Raw genomic sequence first — 18,345 nt, 5'->3', positions numbered from 1 at the left:
AGGGAGGAGTTCCGTCATGCGCCTGACGACCAACGAGGCCATCGACCCCGCCCGCTTCCGGCAGGTGCTGGGCCACTACCCGACCGGCGTCGTCGTGGTCACCGCGCTGGACGCGGCCGGCACCGCCATCGGCATGACGGTCGGCTCGTTCACCTCCGTCTCGCTCGACCCGCCGCTGGTCGCCTTCCTCCCCGACAAGGGCTCCAGCTCGTGGCGCGCGCTGCGCGAGTCGGGCGAGCGGTTCTGCGTGAACGTCCTGTCGGCCGCGCAGGAGGACGTGTGCCGCGCCGTCGCGGTGCGCAAGACCGACAAGTTCCACGACATCGGCTGGCGCCCGTCCCCCGCCGGCAACCCGGTCATCAACGGCGCGGTCGCCTGGATCGACTGCGTCACCGAGCAACTCCACGACGCCGGCGACCACCAGATCGTCATCGGCCGCGTCGAGCACCTGCAGCTCGGCGACGGCGAGACGCCCCTGCTGTTCCACCAGGGCGCCTACGGCACCTTCGCCCCGCACGGCCCGGCCGCCTAGCCGGGCACACCCCGGCTAAGCGATCCACCCCTCATCGCGCGCCTGCTCAAGGACCTGCTCGGCCGCCCGCGTGTCGAGCATCTCCAGCCCCCGCGCGGCCCAGAACCGCAGCGACTCGTCCGGGCTCTCCAGCTGGTCGCGGAACACGTCCAGCGCCTTCCCGGACCGCGCCTCGGCCACGAGCTCCAGCAGCCAGCACCGCAACCCCGGATCCCCCTCGACCGCGAACTCGGCGATCAGCTCGTCGACGTAGGCGTCCGCATGCTCCCGCAGAAAGTCGAACGCCCCCTCCCGAACCCGCGGATCCCCGTCCCGCATACGCCCCATGGCCACTTCGAACCGCCGCCGCGACATACCCCGACCCTACGACCCCCCACCGACACCGCGAGATCAAGAGCACCACTCGCGCCCGGCGGTGCGCTGGACCACGTCGACCGACTCCGCGGGCGTGAGGCTCCGCTGCGTGAGCCAGTCGAAGACACGGTGGTGCTCGTGCGTGACGGTCTCGTCCTGGACGAGGCTCATCGGGTGGCTTTCGCTGTGCACGACCGAGGGAAAAGTGACCTCGAAGGACGGCGCGAACTCCAGCAGCGTGAACGCGTGCAGCGCGGCGCTGTGATCAGCGCCCAGCGGCAGTATCCGCAATTCGACATTCGGCAGGCCCGCAAGTTCGACCAGCCGTTCCAGTTGCCGCCGCATGATCGCGGCACCGCCGATGCGATGCAGGAGCACGGCCTCGTCCAAGATCACTGAAAGCCGCAGGGAACGCGGTGCCCGCAGAAGTTCTTGGCGTTTCATGCGCACCTGGAGATCGCGTTCGACGACCGCCGGCGGCACGGGGACGATCTCCGCCCAGCCGAGGATCAGACGGCGCGCGTAATCCTCCGTCTGCAGCAGCCCCGGCACGATCTGCGCCTCATAGGCGAGCGCGACGTCCGCCTCGTCCTCCAGCGCGCAGTAGGCGGCCTGGTCGGGCGGCAGGCCCGGGTAGCGGGTCCACCACCCCGGGTTGGCGGCCTCGCGCGCCAGGGCGAGCAGCTCGGTCAGCGCGTGGTCCTCGGCCCGGTACAGCTTGAGCATGCGCTTGACATCGGCCTCCCGCACCCCGATCCGCGCCGTCTCGATACGGGAGACCTTGGACGCCGACCAGCGCAGCCGCCGGCCGACCGTCTCGGCGCTGAGACCACTGCCCTCGCGCATGCGGCGCAGCGCGACGCCGAGGCGCCGCCGGCGCACGGACGGGGCTTGAGATGTCGGCACCGCCACTCTCCCCGAGGCCGGCCAGGAATGGCGGCGGCCACCTGGCGATGGAGATCTTGATTTGCTGGGGTAACTGGCCAACGGTCTGATGCGAAACCCGCAGTGCATGTTGCACCGCATATATTACCTCAAAAGTCGGTCCGTTCCGCGCGAGAATTCCAGAACGGCGTATCACCGCAAGGATAGACTTTCATGAACGCCCCTGTGCATCACGCCGTGCATGCTGCACGCGCATCACGGGTCGGGCATATTGGGGGCAAGGGGAGTAAGTCGCCGCGGGTTCGCCCGCCCGCGGCGGAGCGTTGCGTCAGTGCCCGTGACCGCGATGGCGCGCCACCGGGACATGCCACCTCGGCGGTGGCGGCCTCTGCGTCGCGGACGACATGTCCGCCGGACGGGGATGGGAGGACGAAACCTTGCCCCTCTGCGGCCCCCTACATCGGAGCATCCTGGCACTCGACCTGGAGAGCTCGTCGACCCGCACCGACCTCGTCAAGGTCGAACTGCGGAACCAGCTCTACCTGCTGCTGCACCGCGCGATGCGGGCGGCGGGGATCGACGAGCGGTTCTGCGAGCCCATCGAGGACCGCGGCGACGGCGTCCTCGTGCTCGTCCAGCCGACGGACGAGGTGCCGAGGTCCCGCCTGCTGGACCCGCTCATCCCCGTGCTGGCGCAGCTGCTGGGCGGCTACAACGCCGCGCTGCGGCCCGCCGACCGTCCCGACCACCGGCTGCGCATGCGGGCGGTCGTCCACGCCGGCGACCTGCTCCGCGACGACCACGGGCCGTTCGGCGCGGAGATCGACGCGGCCATCCGGCTCCTCGACGCGGACGCGGTCCGCGCGGCGCTGCGGAACACCAACGCGCCTCTCGTGCTGGTCGTGTCGCAGCAGATCTATGAAGCGACCATCGTCCACGGATACTCCGGCCTGTGCCCGCAGTCGTACCAACGCGCGGTCGAAGTCAACGTCTGCGGCTTGACCCGCTATGGCTGGATCCACGTACCGGACGCCGGGGCGAGTGGGCACGTTCAGTTGCACGTCCTACCGGAGACGCTGCAACGTGCTGAGCTTCGGACCACCATCTAATCGCGGCTTTTGCCGAACACATTCGGCGTGCCGTCTCGCATTTGCCGGCCTGGCCCCGCCATTGTTGTGTCCTACCTGCGCCCACACCCTCGCCCATTGCTGAGTGCGGGGGTTTGCGCACCTCAGCCTAGGTAAGGGACACACACATGGCAGTGGACGCCGAACGATCGACGGCACCTACCCGCCCGGCAGGGTCGGCGGACCCGGAGCGCAGTTGGCGCAAAAGCCGGTTCTGCGGGGCGAACACCGGGTGCCTTGAGGTGCGTCCTCTCGGGGCGGGGTCGACCGGCGTCCGCGACAGTGTCCTCGATGAGTCGAGCCCCGTCATCGTTCTCGACCGGGCCACGATGGCCGGGTTCCTCGGGCACATCAAAGCGGGCCGGCTCGATCTGAAATAGGAACCGGACGAACCGTCCCCCTTTTTGAGAATTGCAGAGGCCCGGAAGCAGGCGTCGCACCGCTTCCGGGCCTCCGTGTGGGAGCAGACGTGCCGATTCAGCGGAAGTTGACGTCGCTGCAGATGTAGTAGGACTGGTCCATGTGGGACGCCTGCCAGATCGTGTAGACCACGTGGCGGCCTGAGCGGCCGGGGGCGGTGACGTTGTCGATCACGTAGTTGTTGGCGGGGGCGTAGCGGCCGGTCTGGCGGACGAGTTCCAGGTCGCTCCAGCGCAGTGGCTGGGTGAGGGCGTCGTAGCCCTGGCGGGTCACGTAGACGAGGAAGTAGTCGGCGCCGTGGCTGGCCTGGTCGTACAGGTTGATGGAGAAGGTGCTGCCGATGTCGGTGGTCTTCCAGGGGCCGACGGCGTCCATGGAGCGGTAGCGGCCGCCTTCTGTCTGGCCGCCGCTGCAGAGCTGGCCGTCGGGGATGGCCCCCTGGTGGTCGCCGCCGACGTTGTTGCGGTAGAGGCCGTTCCAGTTCCACATGGCGTTGGGGTTGTCCTGCCATGCCTGCCAGCACATCGGGTCTTCCTGCTGCATGGCGGGGTTCTGGAAGTCGTCGCCCCAGCGGTCCCAGCAGCCGTAGTTGCGGGAGGCGGGGTCGATCACCGAGCCGTGGGCGGACGCCGTGTCGACCCAGAGGATCGGCAGGAGCGCCGCTCCGAGGAGGAGGGTGAGGGCACGGCGTATCCGGTCGCGTCGCATCGCGCGTTCTCCGTTCCGGTGGCGGGGGTGGCCGGACTGGAAGCGCTTCCAGTCGGCAGGCTAACCCGCGGTGCGACGGCGCGTCATGCGCGGCGTGAAAGCTTTCACGGGGCTGGGCGGCGGAGGTCCGTCCACAGGTCGGTGAGCAGGGTGGAGAGGGTCTGGACGGTCTCCGTGTCGGCGAGGGAGCGTTCGTGGGCCTCGGCGAGGGCCTCCAGGCGCGCCAGCTTGGCGAGGCCCAGGTCGGAGACGTGGACGGAGACGCGGCGGCGGTCGCGGGCGGAGTGGGAGCGGTAGAGGTAGGCCGAGTCGACCAGGGAGTCGACGAGCCGGGTCAGGGTGGGGTGCGGGATCTCGACGACGGCCGCGAGCTCGCCCATGGAGACGTCGTCGGCGCCGGCGAGGGCGCGCAGGACCCGCCACTGCTCGACGGTCGTGCCCTCCTCGTCGAGGACGGCGCCGAGGTCGCGGGTGAGGGCGCGCTGGGCGCGGGTGAGGAGGTCGACGAGGTCGGTGCGCGTGTCCCGCCGTTCGACCGTGTCCCGCCGTTCGACCACGTCCGTCTCCCCTGTTTCCGGCCGTCCGTCCACAGAGCATACTTGCCAGGTCATGACGGATTCGGTGCTGCGGGACGCCACGGAGCTGCTGGTCACCGGCCCGGACGCCGGGGTGCTGCGGCTCGGGCTGCTGCTGCCGCTGTCCGGGCCGCTCGGGCTGACCGGGCCGTCGGGGCTGAGTGCGGCGCGGCTGGCCGCGATCGAGGTCAACGCGGCGGGGCGGGGCGTCGAGCTGGTGCCGGTGGACGCCGGGCGCCGGCCGGAGGCGGTGGCGGCCGAGGCGCGGTTCCTCGCCGGGGCGGGGCTCGTCCAGGCGTTCGTGGGGTTCCATACGAGCGACGTGCACCGGGCGCTGGAGGCGGCGCTCGCCGGGGTGGTGCCGTACATCTTTACGCCGCCGCACGAGGGCGGGCCGCGGCGGGCGGGCGTGGTGCTGCTCGGCGACTCGCCGGAGCGGCAGCTCGGGCCCGCGGTGCGGCGGCTGAGCGAGCGGCGGGGCCTGCGGCGGTGGGCGCTGGTCGGCAACGACTACATCTGGCCGCGGTCGGTGCACCGGGTGGCGACGCGGCTGGTGCGGTCGCTCGGCGCCGAGGTCGTGCTGGACCGGCTCGTCCCGTTCCCGCTGGCGTCCGGCGACGATCCGGAGGCCGGTTTCGAGGAGCTGGTGGACGCGCTGGAGCGGGCGCGCGCGCAGGCGATCCTGCTCAGCCTGGTCGGCCGGGACCTCGCGGTGTTCAACCGGGTGTTCGCGGCGGCGCGGCCCGCGTCCGGGGTGGTGCGGCTGTCCGGGGCGCTGGAGGAGAACGTGCTGCTCGCGGCGGGCGGCGACGACACCGGGGAGCTGTACTCGGCGATGCGGTCGTTCGCCGGGCAGGGCGACGACCGCCGGATCGCGCTGGCGGAGCGGTACCGGGCGGCGTTCGGGGCGGCGGCGCCCGTCCTCGACACCTACGCGGAGGGCTGCTACGACGGCGTGCACCTGGCGGCGGCGCTCGCGGCGGCGGGGCTGCTGACCGCGCGGGACGGGCGGTCCGGCGCGGTGCGGCTGCTCGGCGGGGACGACCGGGCGGCCCGGCTGGCGTGGTCGGCGGCGCCGCTCGGGCCGCCGCCCGCGGCGACCTACCTGGCCAGGGCGGACGGCCTGGACCTCGCCGTGATCGCCCGGCTGTGAAGTCTTTTCGTTTGGAATCTTTTCATCTGAAAAGAAAAGCTCTAGGGTCGCTCACGGCGCGGGGCGGGTCCCCCGCGCGGAGGAGGGGCCATGAGCACCGGGCAGGCGAACACCGAGCAGGCGAAGCTCGAGCAGTACGGCTACACGCAGGAGCTGAAGCGCTCGCTCGGCTTCCGCGACCTGGTGGTCTACGGGCTGATCTTCATGGTGCCGATCGCGCCGTTCGGCATCTTCGGCAGCGTCTTCGAGGGCGCGGGCGGCATGGTCGCGCTCGCGTACGCGGTCGGCATGCTGGCCATGCTGTTCACCGCCGCGTCGTACGCGCAGATGTCGCGGGCGTTCCCGATGGCCGGGTCCGTCTACACCTACGCGGGGCGCGGGATCGCGGCGCCGGTCGGGTTCCTGGCGGGCTGGATGATCCTGCTCGACTACGTGCTGGTGCCGGGCCTGCTGTACCTGATCGCGAGCGTGGCGATGAACTCGCTGGTGCCCGGCGTCCCGGTGTGGCTGTGGCTCGCCGCGTTCGTCGTGCTGAACACGGTCGTCAACTTCTTCGGCATCGAGATGACCGCGCGGATCAACCGCGTCATGCTGCTCGCCGAGCTGGTCATCCTGCTGATCTTCCTGGCCGTGGGCGTGGTGGCGCTGGCGCAGGGCAAGGGGCACGGCGGCGGCAGTTTCACGCCGATCTACAACGCCGACACGTTCTCGTGGGGGCTGGTGTTCGGCGCGGTGTCCATCGCCGTGCTGAGCTTCCTCGGCTTCGACGGCATCTCGACGCTGGCGGAGGAGAACCGCGAGTCCGCCCGCGCCATCGGACGGTCGATGGTCGCCGCGCTGGTGCTGGTCGGGCTGCTGTTCATCGTCCAGACGTGGGTGGCGTCGCTGCTCGTCCCCGACCCGGACGCGCTGGTGAAGGACGGCGACCCCGACGGCACCGCGTTCTACGACGCCGCGCGGGTCGCGGGCGGGGCCTGGCTCGCCAAGCTCACGGCGCTCGCCACCGCGATCGCGTGGGGCTTCGCGAACTCGCTGGTCGCGCAGGCGGCGACGTCCCGGCTGCTGTACGCGATGGCGCGGGACCGGCAACTGCCCCGCTTCCTCGCCAAGGTGCACCCGACGCGGCGCGTCCCGGTCAACGCGACGCTGCTGGTCGCGGCGGTCTCGCTGGTGCTCGGCCTCTACATGGCGGAGCGGGACGACGGCATCACGCTGCTCAGTTCGCTGGTGAACTTCGGCGCCATGACGGCGTTCCTGACGCTGCACGTGTCGGTCGTCGTCCACTACGTCGTCCGCTCGGGCAGCCGGGACTGGTGGCGGCACCTGGTCGCGCCCGCGATCGGCTTCCTGATCCTGGGCTATGTGGTCATCAACGCGAAGGTCGCGGCGCAGAAGCTGGCGTTCCTGTGGCTGGCGGTCGGGGCGGCCGTGCTGGTCGCGCTGCTCGTCATGCACCGGCGCCCGGCCCTGGCCGGCATCGAAGAGGAGGAGGACGGCAAGTGACGCTCAACGTGGTCGCGCTGGACGGCGCGGAGCCCGCCTACGCGTTCGGCGGACGGGAGGCGGCCCTCACGGTCGCCCCCGGCACCGTGGTCGAACTGACCACCGAGGACTGCTTCGGCGGCGCGGTGAAAGGGGTGGACGACCTGCCGAGCCGGGTGTGCACGTTCCCCTACCTGAACCCGGTGACCGGCCCGATCGCGGTCGAGGGCGCCGAGCCCGGCGACGCGGTCGCGGTGCACTTCGTGGACATCCGTCCCGCCCGGGACTGGGCGGTCTCCACCACGTTCCCGCACTTCGGGGCGCTGACCACGACGCACGCGACGGCGATGCTGCACCCGGCCCTGGAGGAGCGGGTCTGGGTCTACGAGGTGGACGCCGCCCGCGGCGTCTGCCGCTTCCGTGCCCGGCGCAGCGACTTCGAGGTGGAGCTGCCTCTCGACCCGATGCACGGCACCGTGGGCGTCGCGCCCGCCGCCAACGAAGTGATCATGAGCATCACGCCGGGCGCGCACGGCGGCAACATGGACACCCCGGAGATGCGGGCGGGCACGACGGCCTACTTCCCCGTCAACGTGCCGGGCGCGCTGATCTCCCTCGGCGACGGCCACTGCCGGCAGGGCGAGGGCGAGGTGTGCGGGACGGCCGTCGAGGCGGCGATGAACACGGTCGTGGTCGTGGACCTCATCAAGGGCGCCGCTCCGGCGTGGCCCCGGCTGGAGGACGACCTCCACCTGATGTCGACCGGCTCGGCGCGCCCGCTGGAGGACGCCTTCCGGATCAGCCAGCACGACCTGGTCACCTGGACGTCCTCCCTCCTCAGCCTGGAGGAGCTGGACGCCTACCAGCTCGTCAGCCAGGCGGGCCTGGCCCCGGCGGGCAACGTCGTCGACACGAACTACACGATGCTCGCCAAGCTCCCCAAATCCGCCCTGCCGGGGGTGTCCGCCTACGACGGCGTCCACGCGCGCCTACGCGAGACCGCGGAGCGCTACCTCTCCGAGCGCTGACCGCTGCGCGAGGCGGCCGTCGGTCATCTCGTAGACGCGGTCGACGGCGGCCAGCTGCGCCCGGTCATGGGTGACCATCACGGTCGCCACGCAGGCGTCGCGGGTGAGGTCGGCCAGGAGCTTCACGATCTGCTCGCCCCGGTGGTGGTCCAGGGCGCTCGTGGGCTCGTCCACCAGGAGGACCCTCGGGTCGTTCATCAGGGCGCGGGCGATGTTCACGCGCTGGCGTTCGCCGCCGGAGAGCTGGTGCGGGCGCTTGTGCTCCATCCCCGCCAGGCCGACGGCGTCGAGCAGTTCGCGGGCGCGGTCGGCGGCGTTCCGGCGGCCGGCCCGGCCGCCCGACAGGTGCGCCATGACCGCGAGCTGGTCGGCGGCGGTGAGGGACGGCAGCAGGTTCGGCTGCTGGAAGACGATGCCGATGAGGTCGCGGCGCAGCCGGGTGCGCTCGGCCGGGCCGAGGCCGGTCACGTCCCGGCCCGCGATCTCGACGGTGCCGGCGGCGGGCGGGATCAGCGTCGCCGCGACGGCCAGCAGGCTCGACTTCCCGGAGCCGGACGGCCCGGCGACGGCGGCGAACTCGCCCGGCCGGACGGCCAGGCCCACGTGGTCGAGGGCGGTCAGCGTCCGGTCGCCGTCGGGGTAGGTGAGGACGACATCGGTCAGGTTCAGGCTCATCGTGCCGCTCCCAGCGCGGTCAGCGGGTCGACAGAAGTGATCTTGCGGATGGCGAGCGCGGCCCCGGCGGCGCCGAGCACGATCATGGCGGCGACGGGGAAGGCCGTGGTCCCCGCCGACACGACGAACGGCACCGAGCCGCCGAGCGCCAGCCCGGCCGCCGCGCCGATCGCGCCGCCGAGGCCCGCCCCCGCGAGCAGGACGAGCACGGCCTGCGCCAGCGCGTCGCGCAGCAGGTAGCCGGTGCTCGCGCCGAGCGCCTTGAGGACGGCGACGTCCCCGCGGCGCTGGATCGTCCAGACGGTGAAGAACGCCCCGATGACCAGCGCCGAGATCGCGAACAGGAAGCCGCGCATGAGCTGCAGCGACCCGTTCTCGGCGGCGTAGGACGGGATCTTGGAGACCGCGTCGCCCGGGGTCAGCGCGGTCGTGCCGAGCCGCCGGTCGGCGGCGCCGAGGTCCGGGTCGCCGGTGACGTGCAGCAGCAGGACGGACGAGCCCTGCGGGTCGGCGGCCTTCCAGTCGTCCATCCGCAGCCAGGCGACCGGGTTGTGGCTGTAGGACGCGGCGCCGCCGACGCCCGCGACGGTGAACGGGCGTCCGGCGATCTCCGCTGTGGCGCCCGGCTTAAGGCCGGTCTCCTCGGCGAGGTCTCGGGAGAGGGTGACCTGGCCCGGCGGCGGCGCGTCCTTGCCCGTGTCGACGCCGAAGAGGGCGACCGGAGTGCCCTCCCCCAGCCGGTTCATGCCGATGCCGAGCGGTTCGGCCCGTACGCCCGGGACGTCCTGCCAGCCCTGCAGCGTCCGCTGGTCGATGCGGCTGGTCGTGAAGGAGTCGCCGTTCAGCACGACGCGGTCTGCGGGCAGGTTCGCGATGGCCGAGCCGCTGTCGCGGGCCAGGCCCTCGGTGAGCCCGGACAGCATCGTCACGAGCAGGGTGATGAGCAGGACGACCGCCCCCATCAGCGCGAACCGCCCCTTGGCGAAGCGCAGGTCCCGTAGCGCCACGAACACCGTGAATCCCCCGTCCACCTCGGTTCCAGTACCTCCAGCCTCGCCGCGCGGGAGAGGCGGCACATCGTGCGGCGGCACCGCCGGACCGCCTCCTTCCGGACGGCCGGAATCAACCTTTCGATCGATGTGACCTGGGGGTTCCTCGCTTACGCTGGGTGAGAAATGAGGAACGATCCGTTCTCCCCGGCGATGCGCCTGCTCGCCTGGGCCATGCACGGCACCTTCGTGGTCCTGCTCGCGATCGCCCTGGCGCGCAGCCTGCGGGACGGCCCGGTGCTGGCGGGCGGGCTCCTGCTGGGCGCGGTGTACGCGAGCGGGATCGTCCAGGGCACGCGGCACCGTCCCCGGCTCGGGCCGGCGCGGGCGTGGTTGGCGGTGCTCACCGCCGGGTGGGCGGCGCTGGCGCTCACGTCCCCCGCCTTCGTGTGGCTGGCCTTCCCGCTGTTCTTCCTGTACGTCCACCTGCTGCGGCTCGCCTGGGCGCTGCCCGGCGTGGTGCTGCTGACGGCGGCCGCGATCGGCGCGGTCGCCTGGCACGGCGACGGGGTCACGCTCGCGGAGGTCGTCGGGCCGAGCGTCGGAGCGGCCGTCGCGACCCTGATGGCGCTCGCCTACCAGGCGCTCTACCGGGAGAGCGAGGAGCGCCGGCTGCTGATCGACGACCTCGTGCGGACCCGGGAGCGGCTCGTCCGGGCGGAGTCGGACGCGGCGCGGCTCACCGAGCGGGAACGGCTGGCGCGGGAGATCCACGACACGCTCGCGCAGGGCATGTCGAGCATCATCCTGCTGCTGCGCGCCGCGCAGCGCGACCTCGACTCCGACCGCGACACCGCCCGGGGCCGGCTCGCGGAGGCCGAGGAGGCGGCGGCGGAGAACCTCGCGGAGGCCCGCAACTTCGTGCGGGAGCTGGCGCCGCCCGTGCTGGAGCGGTCGTCGCTCACCGACGCGCTCCGCCGGATCACCGAGTCGGCGGCGGCGCGGTCGGCGTCCCGGATGCGGTTCGAGACATCCGGCGAGCCGCTGGAGCTGCCCACCGAGTACGAGGTGGCGCTGGTCCGCATCGCGCAGGGCGCGCTCGGCAACGCCGCGCAGCACTCCGGCGCCGGCAACGTCGGCGTCACGCTGACCTACCTCGACGACATGGTGGTGCTGGACGTCTACGACGACGGCCGCGGCTTCGACCCGGCGGCGCCGGTCGACGGCTACGGCCTGCGGGCGATGCGGGAGCGGGCCCGCGCGCTCGGCGGCACGCTGGAGGTCGAGTCCGCGGAGGACGAGGGCACCGCCGTCGTGGCGTCCCTCCCGGTACCGGCCGGCGACGGGGGCGGCGCATGAGCCCGATCAGGATCCTGCTCGTGGACGACCACCCGGTGGTGCGCTCCGGCATCCGCGCGATGCTCGCCGACCAGCCCGACTTCGAGCTGGTCGGCGAGGCGGCGACGGGCGAGGAGGGCGTCGCGGAGGCGCGGCGGCTGAAGCCGTCGGTCGTCCTGATGGACCTGCGGCTCGGCGCGGGCATCCACGGCGGCGAGGCCACCCGCCGCATCACCGCCGGGCCGGACGCGCCGCGCGTCCTCGTGCTGACCACGTTCGACACCGACTCCGACATCCTCGCCGCGATCGAGGCGGGCGCCACCGGCTACCTGCTCAAGGACGCCCCGCCGGACCGGCTGTTCGCCGCGATCCGGTCGGCCGCCGCCGGGGACAGCGCGCTCGCGCCGAGCGTCGCGTCCCGGCTGCTCGGCCGCATGCGGACCCCGGCGGCCACCCTCACCGCGCGGGAGCTGGACGTCCTCGGCCTGGTCACCGAGGGGCTGTCGAACCGGCAGATCAGCAAGCGGCTGTTCCTCAGCGAGACCACGATCAAGACGCATCTGGTGCACATCTACGCCAAGCTCGGCGTCGACTCCCGCACCGCGGCGGTCGCCGCCGCGACCCGCCGCGGGCTGATCCGCCCGTCCTGATCCCTCCTGATCAGCCCCTCCCGATCAGCTCTGGACGGCGGGGCGGCGCGGCCACAGCGCCCGGTCGCCGAGCAGCCGCACGATCGCCGGGACCAGCAGCGGCCGGACGACGAACGTGTCCAGCAGGATGCCGATCGCCATCGCCATGCCGAACTGGTACAGCTCGCGGATCGGCTGCGTCATCAGCACCGCGAACGTCCCGGCGAGGATCAGCCCGGCCGAGGACACCACGCCGCCCGTCCGGGTGATCGCCGCGCGCAGCGCCTCCACCGGCGGCTTGTGCGCGGCCTCCTGCCGGTACCGGCTCATGATGAAGATGTTGTAGTCGACGCCGAGCGACACCAGGAAGATGAACACGTAGGCGGTGACCCGGTTGCCGATGCCGAGGTCCCCGCCCAGCCAGACGGTGATCGCGACGGTCAGCCCGAGCGTGGCCAGGAACGACAGGACGAGCGTGGCGAGCAGGTACAGCGGCGCGAGCACCGACCGCAGCAGCCCGGCCAGCACCGCCCCGACGATCAGCAGCACCAGCGGGACGAGGACCAGCATGTCCCGGTCGAGCGCCGACTTGATGTCGGCGGTATCGGCGGTGGGCCCGGCGACGAGCACCCGGGCCCGCGCGATCCCGGCGTCCCGGGCGGCTGCGGCGGCCGTCGACCTGAGCGGGTCGACGGCGTCCATCGCGGCGGGCGAGTAGGGGTTGTCCTTCAGGACGACCGTGATCCGCGCGGCCCCGCCGCCGGGCGCGATGTCACGGGACGGGTCGAACGCCGTCCGCGCCGCCTGCGGGGCGATCTTCGCCCGGACGGCCTCAGCCTGGCCGGGGGTGATGCCCGTGCCGCGCACGAGCAGGGTGGACGGCGCGATCTCCCCCGGGCCGAGGTCCCGGTCGATGATGCGCTGCCCGGCGGCCGAGTCGGTGCCGACCCGGAACCCGCTGACGAAGTCGAAGCTCTCCTTGTAGCCGGTCATGCCGAGGCAGAGCACGGCCAGCAGGACGAGGGTGCCCGCGAGGACGCGGCGCGGCGCGACGACGACCAGGTCCGCGGCGCGCCGCCAGATACCCCCGCCGGTCGCGCGCCGCACCATCGCCGCCTCGGAGAACGGCCAGAACACCGCGCGCCCGAGCAGCAGGACGGCCGCCGGGATGAAGGTGAAGGCGACGACCGCCATCACCGCGACGCCGAGCGCCAGGTAGGGCCCGAACCCGCGCAGCGCCGGGGACACCAGGGCCAGCAGCGCGAACATGGCGAGGACGATGGTGGACGCGCTGGCCAGCACCGACTCCGCCGTCCCGCGCAGCGCCGCCCGCATGGCGGCGAACCGGTCGGGGGCGTCGGCGAGCGCCTCCCGGTACCGGCTGGTGATGATCAGGGCGTAGTCGGTGCCGACCCCGAACAGCAGCACGGTCATGATCGACGCGGTCTGCGAGCTGACGGTGATGGCGCCCGCGTCGGCGAGCAGGGCGCCGAGCGTCTCGGTGACGCGCATGGCCACGCCCACCGCGAGCAGCGGCACGAGGGCCAGCAGCGGCGACCGGTAGACGACCAGCAGGATCACCAGGACGAGCAGGACGGTGCCGAGCAGCAGCACCTTGTCCCCGCTGGAGAAGACCTTCACGGTGTCGACGATGATCCCGGCGGGGCCGGTCACCGCGACCGTCGCCGCCGGGGCGGCGTCCTTGACGGCCGTCCGGAGACCGGCGACGGCGTCCTCGAACGCGTCACCGGTCGGGTCGCCGGTGACGGGGACGATCACGACGCGCGTCTTGCCGTCCGCCGAGGTCAGGCCGTCGCCGCCGGGGACGCAGTCGGTGCCGGGCTTCGTCCCGTCCTGGCCGCACACCGGGGACACCGGCATGCCGAACCCCTCCCCCGCCGCACCGGCGGCGCGGGTCACGGCGGCGGTGGCGGCCGGGCCGTCCTCGGCTTTCACGACCACGACGGCCGGGAGGGCGTCGCTGCCGGGGAAGGCCCGCTCCAGCTCCCGCTGCGCGACCGACGAGTCGCTGGCCGCCGGGGCGCTGTTCGCCGACGAGTTGTCCTGCACCGATTTCAGGTCGGGGGCCAGCCCGGCCAGGGCACCGGTCAGGACGATCCAGAGCGCGACCGTGAGGGCCGCCGAGCGTTTGGAGGCGAGCATCGCCCGCAGCAGAGCCGACATGGGCACCTTCATCATGGGGACGGGGAGTTTTGGAAACAGGGTGTCGCTATAACTGCGGATACCATATCCGGGCCCGGTCGATGGGCCGTCCGGGGGTGGGGGAAGCGGAGGCGACGGGGTGCCGAAGATCAACGCGCCGACCGTCCGGGAGCACCGCAGCCGGATGGAGGCGGCGCTGGTCGACGCGGCCGAGGAGATCCTGCGCGAGGGCGCCGGGCTCACCGTGGGCGCCGTGGCGCGCCGGGTCGGCATCGCCCGGTCCAGCGTCTACAAGTACGTCGACACGGTCGACGAGCTGATCGAGGCCGTCGTCGCCCGCGACTTCCCGCGCTGGACCGAGGCCGTCCGGCGGGCGGTCGACGCGGCGCCCACCCCGGCGGAGCGGGTCCTCGCCTACGCCCGCGCCAACATCGCCGAGGGCTCCGGCGGCGACCACAAATGGCGCGTCGGCCTGGCCCGCGCGTCGCTCTCTCCCGAGGGCACGGCCCGCATCATGGCGCTGCACCGCGACCTGGAGGCCCTGCTCAGCGGGTCCGTCGAGGAACTGGACGTCCGGCACCCCGACCTGCTGCAAAGCGCCGTCCAGTCACTGGTCGACACCGCCGTCCGCGCCATCGACGCGGGCAAGGACCCCGCAGCCGTCACCGACTTCACCATCAGCGCGATCAAGGCCATCATCGACGGCCCGCCCGAGGAGCCCGGTTAGGGCAGCAGGTGCCTCTCGTAGGCGGTGGCCACGGCCGCGGCCCGGTCGTTGACGTCCAGCTTCGCGTAGATGTGCGTGAGGTGGGTCTTGACCGTGGCCTCGCTGATGAACAGCTCGGCGGCGATCTCCCGGTTGCCGGTGCCGCGCGCCACCAGCCGCAGCACCTCCAGCTCGCGGGCGCTCAGCGAGCCGCCGCCGCGCGGGTCGCGCACCCGCGAGACCAGCCGGGCCGCGATGGCCGGGGACAGCACGGTCCGGCCCTCGGCGGCGGCGCGGACGGCGTCGAACAGCTCGTCGCGCGGGGCGTCCTTCAGCAGGTAGCCGGTCGCGCCCGCCTCGATCGCCGGGATCGTGTCGGTGTCGGTGTCGTAGGTGGTGAGGACGAGCACCTTGCAGGGCAGCCCGCGCCGGGTGAGCTCGGAGATGGCCTCGACGCCGCCTCCGCCGGGCATCCGCAGGTCCATGAGGACGACGTCGGGCCGGAGTTCCGCGGCGAGCGCCACGGCCTCGCGGCCGTCGGCGGCCTCGGCCAGCACCGCGAACCCGGGGGCGGCGGCGAACATGCCGCGCAGGCCGTCCCGCACGACCGGGTGGTCATCCACGATCAGCAAGGTGATGTCAGCGGTGTTCTCGGCGGCGGCGTCAGGCATGGCGGATCAACGGTACGCGGGCGGACACGGCCGTGCCCCGGCCGGGCTCGGACTCGACCTCCAGGGTGCCGGCGACGCGCTCGGCGCGCTCGCGCATGGCGGTCAGCCCGAAGCCGCCGGACGGGCGGGCGGCGACGGTGAAGCCGCGGCCGTCGTCGCGGACGTCCAGGGTCACCTCGTCATCCATGTAGGAGAGGGTCACGCCGACGCGTTCGGCGTGAGCGTGGCGGGCGGCGTTGGCGAGGGCCTCCTGGGCGATGCGCAGCAGCGCGGCCTCCAGTTCGTCGTGCAGCGGCTCGACCGTGCCGGTGACGGTGAACCGGGCCCGGCCCTCGGTGGCCTTCTTCAGCGCCTCGGGGAGCGTGCCGTGCTCCAGGTCGGCGGGCGCGAGGTCCTGCACGGACCGGCGGGCCTCGCGCAGGCTCGCGCGGGCGAGGTCGGTGGCGCGGCGGACGTGCTCGCTGTCCTCGGCGGCCTGGAGCTGGGTGATGATGCCCGCGAGGCCCTGCGCGATGGTGTCGTGGATCTCGGCGGCCAGCCGGCGGCGCTCGTCGCTGACGCCGGCCTCGCGGGCCTGGACGAGGAGCTGGGCCTGGAGGCCGGCGTTCTCGGCGAGGGCCTGCTCCAGCCGGGCGTTGGTCCGTTCGAGTTCGGCGATCGTCTCGTCCTGGACGCGGGTGCGCTCGGCCTCCCGGTCGGCGAGGGCGCCGAAGACGACGATCAGCCCGCTGTTCAGGACGAGGAGCCCGGCGAACCCGGCCGCCTGGCCGGGGCTCTGCGGCGGCAGCCCGCCCGACTGCGCGCCCGCCATGGTGACCGCGGTGACGAACGCCCCGGCCATGGCCCAGCGCCGGCTCAGGAAGTGCTGGGAGTCGAAGTACCCGAGCACGGCGTAGACGGAGAAGAACGGGTTCAGCCAGGACATGGCGAAGGCGAGGGCGGTCCGCGTCCAGAAGTAGACGGGCCCCGGGATCTTCCGCCCGGCGTGCAGGATCTGGAGCGCCAGCGCGGTGACCAGGAGGGCCGCCGCCGCCCGCTCCTCCGCCACCGACATGACCATGTCGCGGATGAGCAGGGCCAGGAAGGTCGCGAGCGGCAGCAGGGCGAACGGTCCCCAGCGATAGAACCGTTCCCATTGCTCCTGGATTGTCGCCATTGCCCCAGTTTTCCCTACTCCCAGCGGAACCAGCGAACGGCGGCGGCGATCAGGACGGCGGCCCACCCCGCGGTGACGCCCAGGTGCGCCCAGTCGGGCCAGCCGCCCTCGGCGGCCTGGTTGAGGGCCTGCGACGCGGCCCCGAACGGGAAGTACTCTACGACGTCCTGCAGCAGGTCGGGCATGGCCTGGACCGGCACCCACACCCCCGCGAGGAACATCGCCGGGAAGAACACGACCGAGCCGACGACGGTGGTGGCCTTGGTGGTCGGCGTGACCGCCGTGACCGCCGCGCCCAGCGCGAGGGCGCTGAGGGCGCCGAGCAGCAGCGCCAGCAGATAGCCGGGCACCTGGCCGGGCAGCGCCACGCCGAAGGCGATCCGGCCGACGGCGACGACCAGCAGCGCCGACCCCAGCGCGGCGGCGAAGTGCAGGACGATCTGCGCGGCCAGCAGCGAGCCCGGCCGCACCGGCGTGGTCGACATGCGGCGCAGGATGCCGCGCTCCCGGTACCCGGACAGGACGGGCGGCAGCGCCTGGATCCCCGCCATGATCAGCGCGAGCAGCACGTTGACCGGGACGTACAGGTCGATGACCCGGTTGCCGCCGAGCGAGGGGTCCGGCTCCCGGAACGACGGGATCAGCCCGAGGATCGTCAGCAGCACGGTCGGGAAGGCGACGATCCAGAACAGGCTGAACGGCTCGCGGGAGAAGAGCCGGGCTTCGGCCCTGAGGACGGCGGTGGACGCGGACACGTCAGTTCTCCTGCTCTGCGGTGAGTTCGAGGAAGGCGTCGTCCAGCGTGGAATCGGTGATCCGCAGCTGGTGGGCGGTGATCTGGCGGCGGGCGAGCAGCGAGATGACCGCGTTGACGGTCGCGTCGGTGCCGTGCACGGTGACCCGGCCGTCCCGCAGCTCGAAGGTCGTGGCCTCGGGCAGCCCGGTCAGCTCGCCGTCGTCGAGGGGCCGGGACGGGGTGAAGGAGAGCACGGTGCCGCCGGCGCTGCGCCGGATCAGCCCGGCGGGGGTGTCGAGCGCCGCGACGCGGCCCTGTTTGAACACCGCGATCCGGTCGCAGAGGCGCTGGGCCTCCTCCATGAAGTGCGTGACGAGCAGGACGGTGACGCCGGAGCCCCGGACGTCCTCGATCAGCTGCCAGGTGTCGCGGCGGGCGCGCGGGTCGAGTCCGGTGGTCAGCTCGTCCAGGACGACGATCCGGGGGCGGCCGATGAGGGCGAGGGCGATGAACAGGCGCTGCTTCTGGCCGCCGGACAGCTTGCCGAAGCGGCCGGCGAGCTTGCCGGTGATGCCGAGGCGCTCGGCGAGTTCGCGCCAGTCCGCCGGGTCCGGGTAGAAGGCGCTGTAGAGCTCCAGCGCCTCGCGCACGGTCAGCTTCTCCTGGAGTTCGCTCTCCTGGAGCTGGACGCCGAGGATCCGGGTCAGCTCCCCGCGCTCGGTGCGCGGGTCGAGCCCGGCGACGCGGACGGCGCCCGCGTCGGGCTCGCGCAGCCCCTCCAGGCACTCGACGGTCGTCGTCTTCCCGGCGCCGTTGGGGCCGAGGATCCCGAAGATCTCCCCTTCCTCGACGGCGAACGTGACGTCGTCCACCACGGGACGGCCGCCGTAGACCTTGCGCAGGCCGTTGACTTCGATGATCGGCATGCTTCGAGCATCCCGGCGGGCGCCGCCCGCGCACATCGCCCGGCCCGCTCGTCCCGGCATCAGCCGATCGGATGATGCCGGGCTACGACCTT

20 protein-coding genes are annotated in these 18,345 nt (G+C 72.8%); 9 read left to right on the top strand and 11 right to left on the bottom strand.

Going from position 1 to position 18,345, the window contains the following annotated elements:
- Positions 1–16 precede the first annotated feature (16 nt).
- Positions 17–532, top strand: a complete 516-nt coding sequence (locus ACGFI1_RS18720; protein WP_138641124.1) for a flavin reductase family protein — start codon at positions 17–19, stop codon at positions 530–532.
- 15 nt (positions 533–547) lie between these two features.
- Here the strand turns inward: ACGFI1_RS18720 and ACGFI1_RS18715 are convergent, their stop codons facing one another.
- Both ACGFI1_RS18715 and ACGFI1_RS18710 read right to left on the bottom strand, forming a co-directional pair.
- Positions 548–886: a HEAT repeat domain-containing protein gene (locus tag ACGFI1_RS18715; RefSeq protein WP_392786621.1), complete on the bottom strand. Its 339-nt coding sequence runs from the start codon at positions 884–886 to the stop codon at positions 548–550.
- A gap of 36 nt (positions 887–922) precedes the next feature.
- Positions 923–1,792: a helix-turn-helix domain-containing protein gene (locus tag ACGFI1_RS18710; protein ID WP_392786619.1), complete on the bottom strand. Its 870-nt coding sequence runs from the start codon at positions 1,790–1,792 to the stop codon at positions 923–925.
- A 416-nt stretch (positions 1,793–2,208) separates the two neighbouring features.
- On the opposite strand from ACGFI1_RS18710, the gene ACGFI1_RS18705 reads away from it, so the two are divergent.
- On the top strand, positions 2,209–2,880 hold the full coding sequence (locus ACGFI1_RS18705; RefSeq protein WP_392786617.1) for a hypothetical protein: 672 nt from the start codon (positions 2,209–2,211) through the stop codon (positions 2,878–2,880).
- A gap of 146 nt (positions 2,881–3,026) precedes the next feature.
- Entirely contained in the window at positions 3,027–3,278 is a 252-nt protein-coding gene (locus tag ACGFI1_RS18700) for a DUF397 domain-containing protein (protein ID WP_392786615.1), read from the top strand.
- 97 nt (positions 3,279–3,375) lie between these two features.
- Here the strand turns inward: ACGFI1_RS18700 and ACGFI1_RS18695 are convergent, their stop codons facing one another.
- Both ACGFI1_RS18695 and ACGFI1_RS18690 read right to left on the bottom strand, forming a co-directional pair.
- Positions 3,376–4,026, bottom strand: coding sequence for a lytic polysaccharide monooxygenase auxiliary activity family 9 protein (locus ACGFI1_RS18695; RefSeq protein WP_138642156.1), 651 nt, complete (start codon positions 4,024–4,026; stop codon positions 3,376–3,378).
- Positions 4,027–4,130: 104 nt separating this feature from the next.
- Positions 4,131–4,583, bottom strand: coding sequence for a MarR family winged helix-turn-helix transcriptional regulator (locus tag ACGFI1_RS18690; RefSeq protein ID WP_392786613.1), 453 nt, complete (start codon positions 4,581–4,583; stop codon positions 4,131–4,133).
- A 52-nt stretch (positions 4,584–4,635) separates the two neighbouring features.
- Here ACGFI1_RS18690 and ACGFI1_RS18685 point away from each other — a divergent pair, with 52 nt between their 5' ends.
- From ACGFI1_RS18685 to ACGFI1_RS18675, 3 genes are all read left to right on the top strand, one after another.
- A complete protein-coding gene (locus tag ACGFI1_RS18685; RefSeq protein ID WP_392786611.1) occupies positions 4,636–5,754 on the top strand; it encodes an ABC transporter substrate-binding protein in 1,119 nt (372 codons plus the stop codon).
- A 90-nt stretch (positions 5,755–5,844) separates the two neighbouring features.
- Positions 5,845–7,257, top strand: a complete 1,413-nt coding sequence (locus tag ACGFI1_RS18680) for an APC family permease (RefSeq protein WP_392786609.1) — start codon at positions 5,845–5,847, stop codon at positions 7,255–7,257.
- Positions 7,254–8,264, top strand: coding sequence for an acetamidase/formamidase family protein (locus tag ACGFI1_RS18675; RefSeq protein ID WP_392786607.1), 1,011 nt, complete (start codon positions 7,254–7,256; stop codon positions 8,262–8,264). The genes ACGFI1_RS18680 and ACGFI1_RS18675 overlap by 4 nt, the downstream gene beginning before the upstream one ends.
- Here ACGFI1_RS18675 and ACGFI1_RS18670 read toward each other — a convergent pair.
- Together ACGFI1_RS18670 and ACGFI1_RS18665 are read right to left on the bottom strand one after the other, a co-directional pair.
- Positions 8,226–8,939, bottom strand: coding sequence for an ABC transporter ATP-binding protein (locus tag ACGFI1_RS18670; protein WP_392786605.1), 714 nt, complete (start codon positions 8,937–8,939; stop codon positions 8,226–8,228). The genes ACGFI1_RS18675 and ACGFI1_RS18670 overlap by 39 nt on opposite strands.
- The gene (locus tag ACGFI1_RS18665) at positions 8,936–9,970 is read right to left on the bottom strand and encodes an FtsX-like permease family protein (protein WP_392786603.1); all 1,035 of its coding nucleotides are present in this window, start codon (positions 9,968–9,970) and stop codon (positions 8,936–8,938) included. The genes ACGFI1_RS18670 and ACGFI1_RS18665 overlap by 4 nt, the downstream gene beginning before the upstream one ends.
- 144 nt (positions 9,971–10,114) lie before the next feature.
- Here ACGFI1_RS18665 and ACGFI1_RS18660 point away from each other — a divergent pair, with 144 nt between their 5' ends.
- On the top strand, positions 10,115–11,287 hold the full coding sequence (locus tag ACGFI1_RS18660) for a sensor histidine kinase (protein WP_392786602.1): 1,173 nt from the start codon (positions 10,115–10,117) through the stop codon (positions 11,285–11,287).
- Positions 11,284–11,916, top strand: coding sequence for a response regulator (locus tag ACGFI1_RS18655; protein WP_392786600.1), 633 nt, complete (start codon positions 11,284–11,286; stop codon positions 11,914–11,916). Before ACGFI1_RS18660 ends, ACGFI1_RS18655 begins: the two co-directional genes overlap by 4 nt.
- Positions 11,917–11,940: 24 nt before the next feature.
- Here the strand turns inward: ACGFI1_RS18655 and ACGFI1_RS18650 are convergent, their stop codons facing one another.
- A complete protein-coding gene (locus ACGFI1_RS18650) occupies positions 11,941–14,079 on the bottom strand; it encodes an MMPL family transporter (RefSeq protein ID WP_392786598.1) in 2,139 nt (712 codons plus the stop codon).
- Between the two features lie 118 nt (positions 14,080–14,197).
- On the opposite strand from ACGFI1_RS18650, the gene ACGFI1_RS18645 reads away from it, so the two are divergent.
- Positions 14,198–14,785: a TetR/AcrR family transcriptional regulator gene (locus tag ACGFI1_RS18645; protein ID WP_301174870.1), complete on the top strand. Its 588-nt coding sequence runs from the start codon at positions 14,198–14,200 to the stop codon at positions 14,783–14,785.
- Here ACGFI1_RS18645 and ACGFI1_RS18640 read toward each other — a convergent pair.
- Genes ACGFI1_RS18640 through ACGFI1_RS18625 form a run of 4 tightly spaced genes read right to left on the bottom strand, consistent with a single transcriptional unit; the run spans position 14,782 to position 18,253 of the window.
- Positions 14,782–15,435, bottom strand: coding sequence for a response regulator (locus ACGFI1_RS18640; protein WP_392786597.1), 654 nt, complete (start codon positions 15,433–15,435; stop codon positions 14,782–14,784). The genes ACGFI1_RS18645 and ACGFI1_RS18640 overlap by 4 nt on opposite strands.
- Positions 15,428–16,591, bottom strand: coding sequence for a sensor histidine kinase (locus ACGFI1_RS18635; RefSeq protein ID WP_392786595.1), 1,164 nt, complete (start codon positions 16,589–16,591; stop codon positions 15,428–15,430). Before ACGFI1_RS18635 ends, ACGFI1_RS18640 begins: the two co-directional genes overlap by 8 nt.
- Before the next feature lie 14 nt (positions 16,592–16,605).
- A complete protein-coding gene (locus ACGFI1_RS18630) occupies positions 16,606–17,346 on the bottom strand; it encodes an ABC transporter permease (protein ID WP_386870436.1) in 741 nt (246 codons plus the stop codon).
- A gap of 1 nt (position 17,347) precedes the next feature.
- Positions 17,348–18,253: an ABC transporter ATP-binding protein gene (locus tag ACGFI1_RS18625; RefSeq protein WP_386870434.1), complete on the bottom strand. Its 906-nt coding sequence runs from the start codon at positions 18,251–18,253 to the stop codon at positions 17,348–17,350.
- Positions 18,254–18,345: the final 92 nt, after the last annotated feature.

Origin of the sequence: Actinomadura geliboluensis (genome assembly GCF_043197915.1) — a bacterium.
GTDB classification, from domain to species: Bacteria; Actinomycetota; Actinomycetes; order Streptosporangiales; family Streptosporangiaceae; genus Spirillospora; species Spirillospora geliboluensis.
The sequence above is the reverse complement of the archived record's forward strand: the minus strand, read 5'-3'. Positions and strand labels throughout refer to the sequence as shown.

Coding starts and splice junctions, on each gene's coding strand:
- ACGFI1_RS18720 (WP_138641124.1), top strand. CDS start 17: ATGCGCCTGACGACCAACGAGGCCATCGACCCCGCCCGCTTCCGGCAG.
- ACGFI1_RS18715 (WP_392786621.1), bottom strand. CDS start 886: ATGTCGCGGCGGCGGTTCGAAGTGGCCATGGGGCGTATGCGGGACGGG.
- ACGFI1_RS18700 (WP_392786615.1), top strand. CDS start 3,027: ATGGCAGTGGACGCCGAACGATCGACGGCACCTACCCGCCCGGCAGGG.
- ACGFI1_RS18695 (WP_138642156.1), bottom strand. CDS start 4,026: ATGCGACGCGACCGGATACGCCGTGCCCTCACCCTCCTCCTCGGAGCG.
- ACGFI1_RS18685 (WP_392786611.1), top strand. CDS start 4,636: ATGACGGATTCGGTGCTGCGGGACGCCACGGAGCTGCTGGTCACCGGC.
- ACGFI1_RS18680 (WP_392786609.1), top strand. CDS start 5,845: ATGAGCACCGGGCAGGCGAACACCGAGCAGGCGAAGCTCGAGCAGTAC.
- ACGFI1_RS18670 (WP_392786605.1), bottom strand. CDS start 8,939: ATGAGCCTGAACCTGACCGATGTCGTCCTCACCTACCCCGACGGCGAC.
- ACGFI1_RS18660 (WP_392786602.1), top strand. CDS start 10,115: ATGAGGAACGATCCGTTCTCCCCGGCGATGCGCCTGCTCGCCTGGGCC.
- ACGFI1_RS18655 (WP_392786600.1), top strand. CDS start 11,284: ATGAGCCCGATCAGGATCCTGCTCGTGGACGACCACCCGGTGGTGCGC.
- ACGFI1_RS18650 (WP_392786598.1), bottom strand. CDS start 14,079: ATGTCGGCTCTGCTGCGGGCGATGCTCGCCTCCAAACGCTCGGCGGCC.
- ACGFI1_RS18640 (WP_392786597.1), bottom strand. CDS start 15,435: ATGCCTGACGCCGCCGCCGAGAACACCGCTGACATCACCTTGCTGATC.
- ACGFI1_RS18635 (WP_392786595.1), bottom strand. CDS start 16,591: ATGGCGACAATCCAGGAGCAATGGGAACGGTTCTATCGCTGGGGACCG.
- ACGFI1_RS18625 (WP_386870434.1), bottom strand. CDS start 18,253: ATGCCGATCATCGAAGTCAACGGCCTGCGCAAGGTCTACGGCGGCCGT.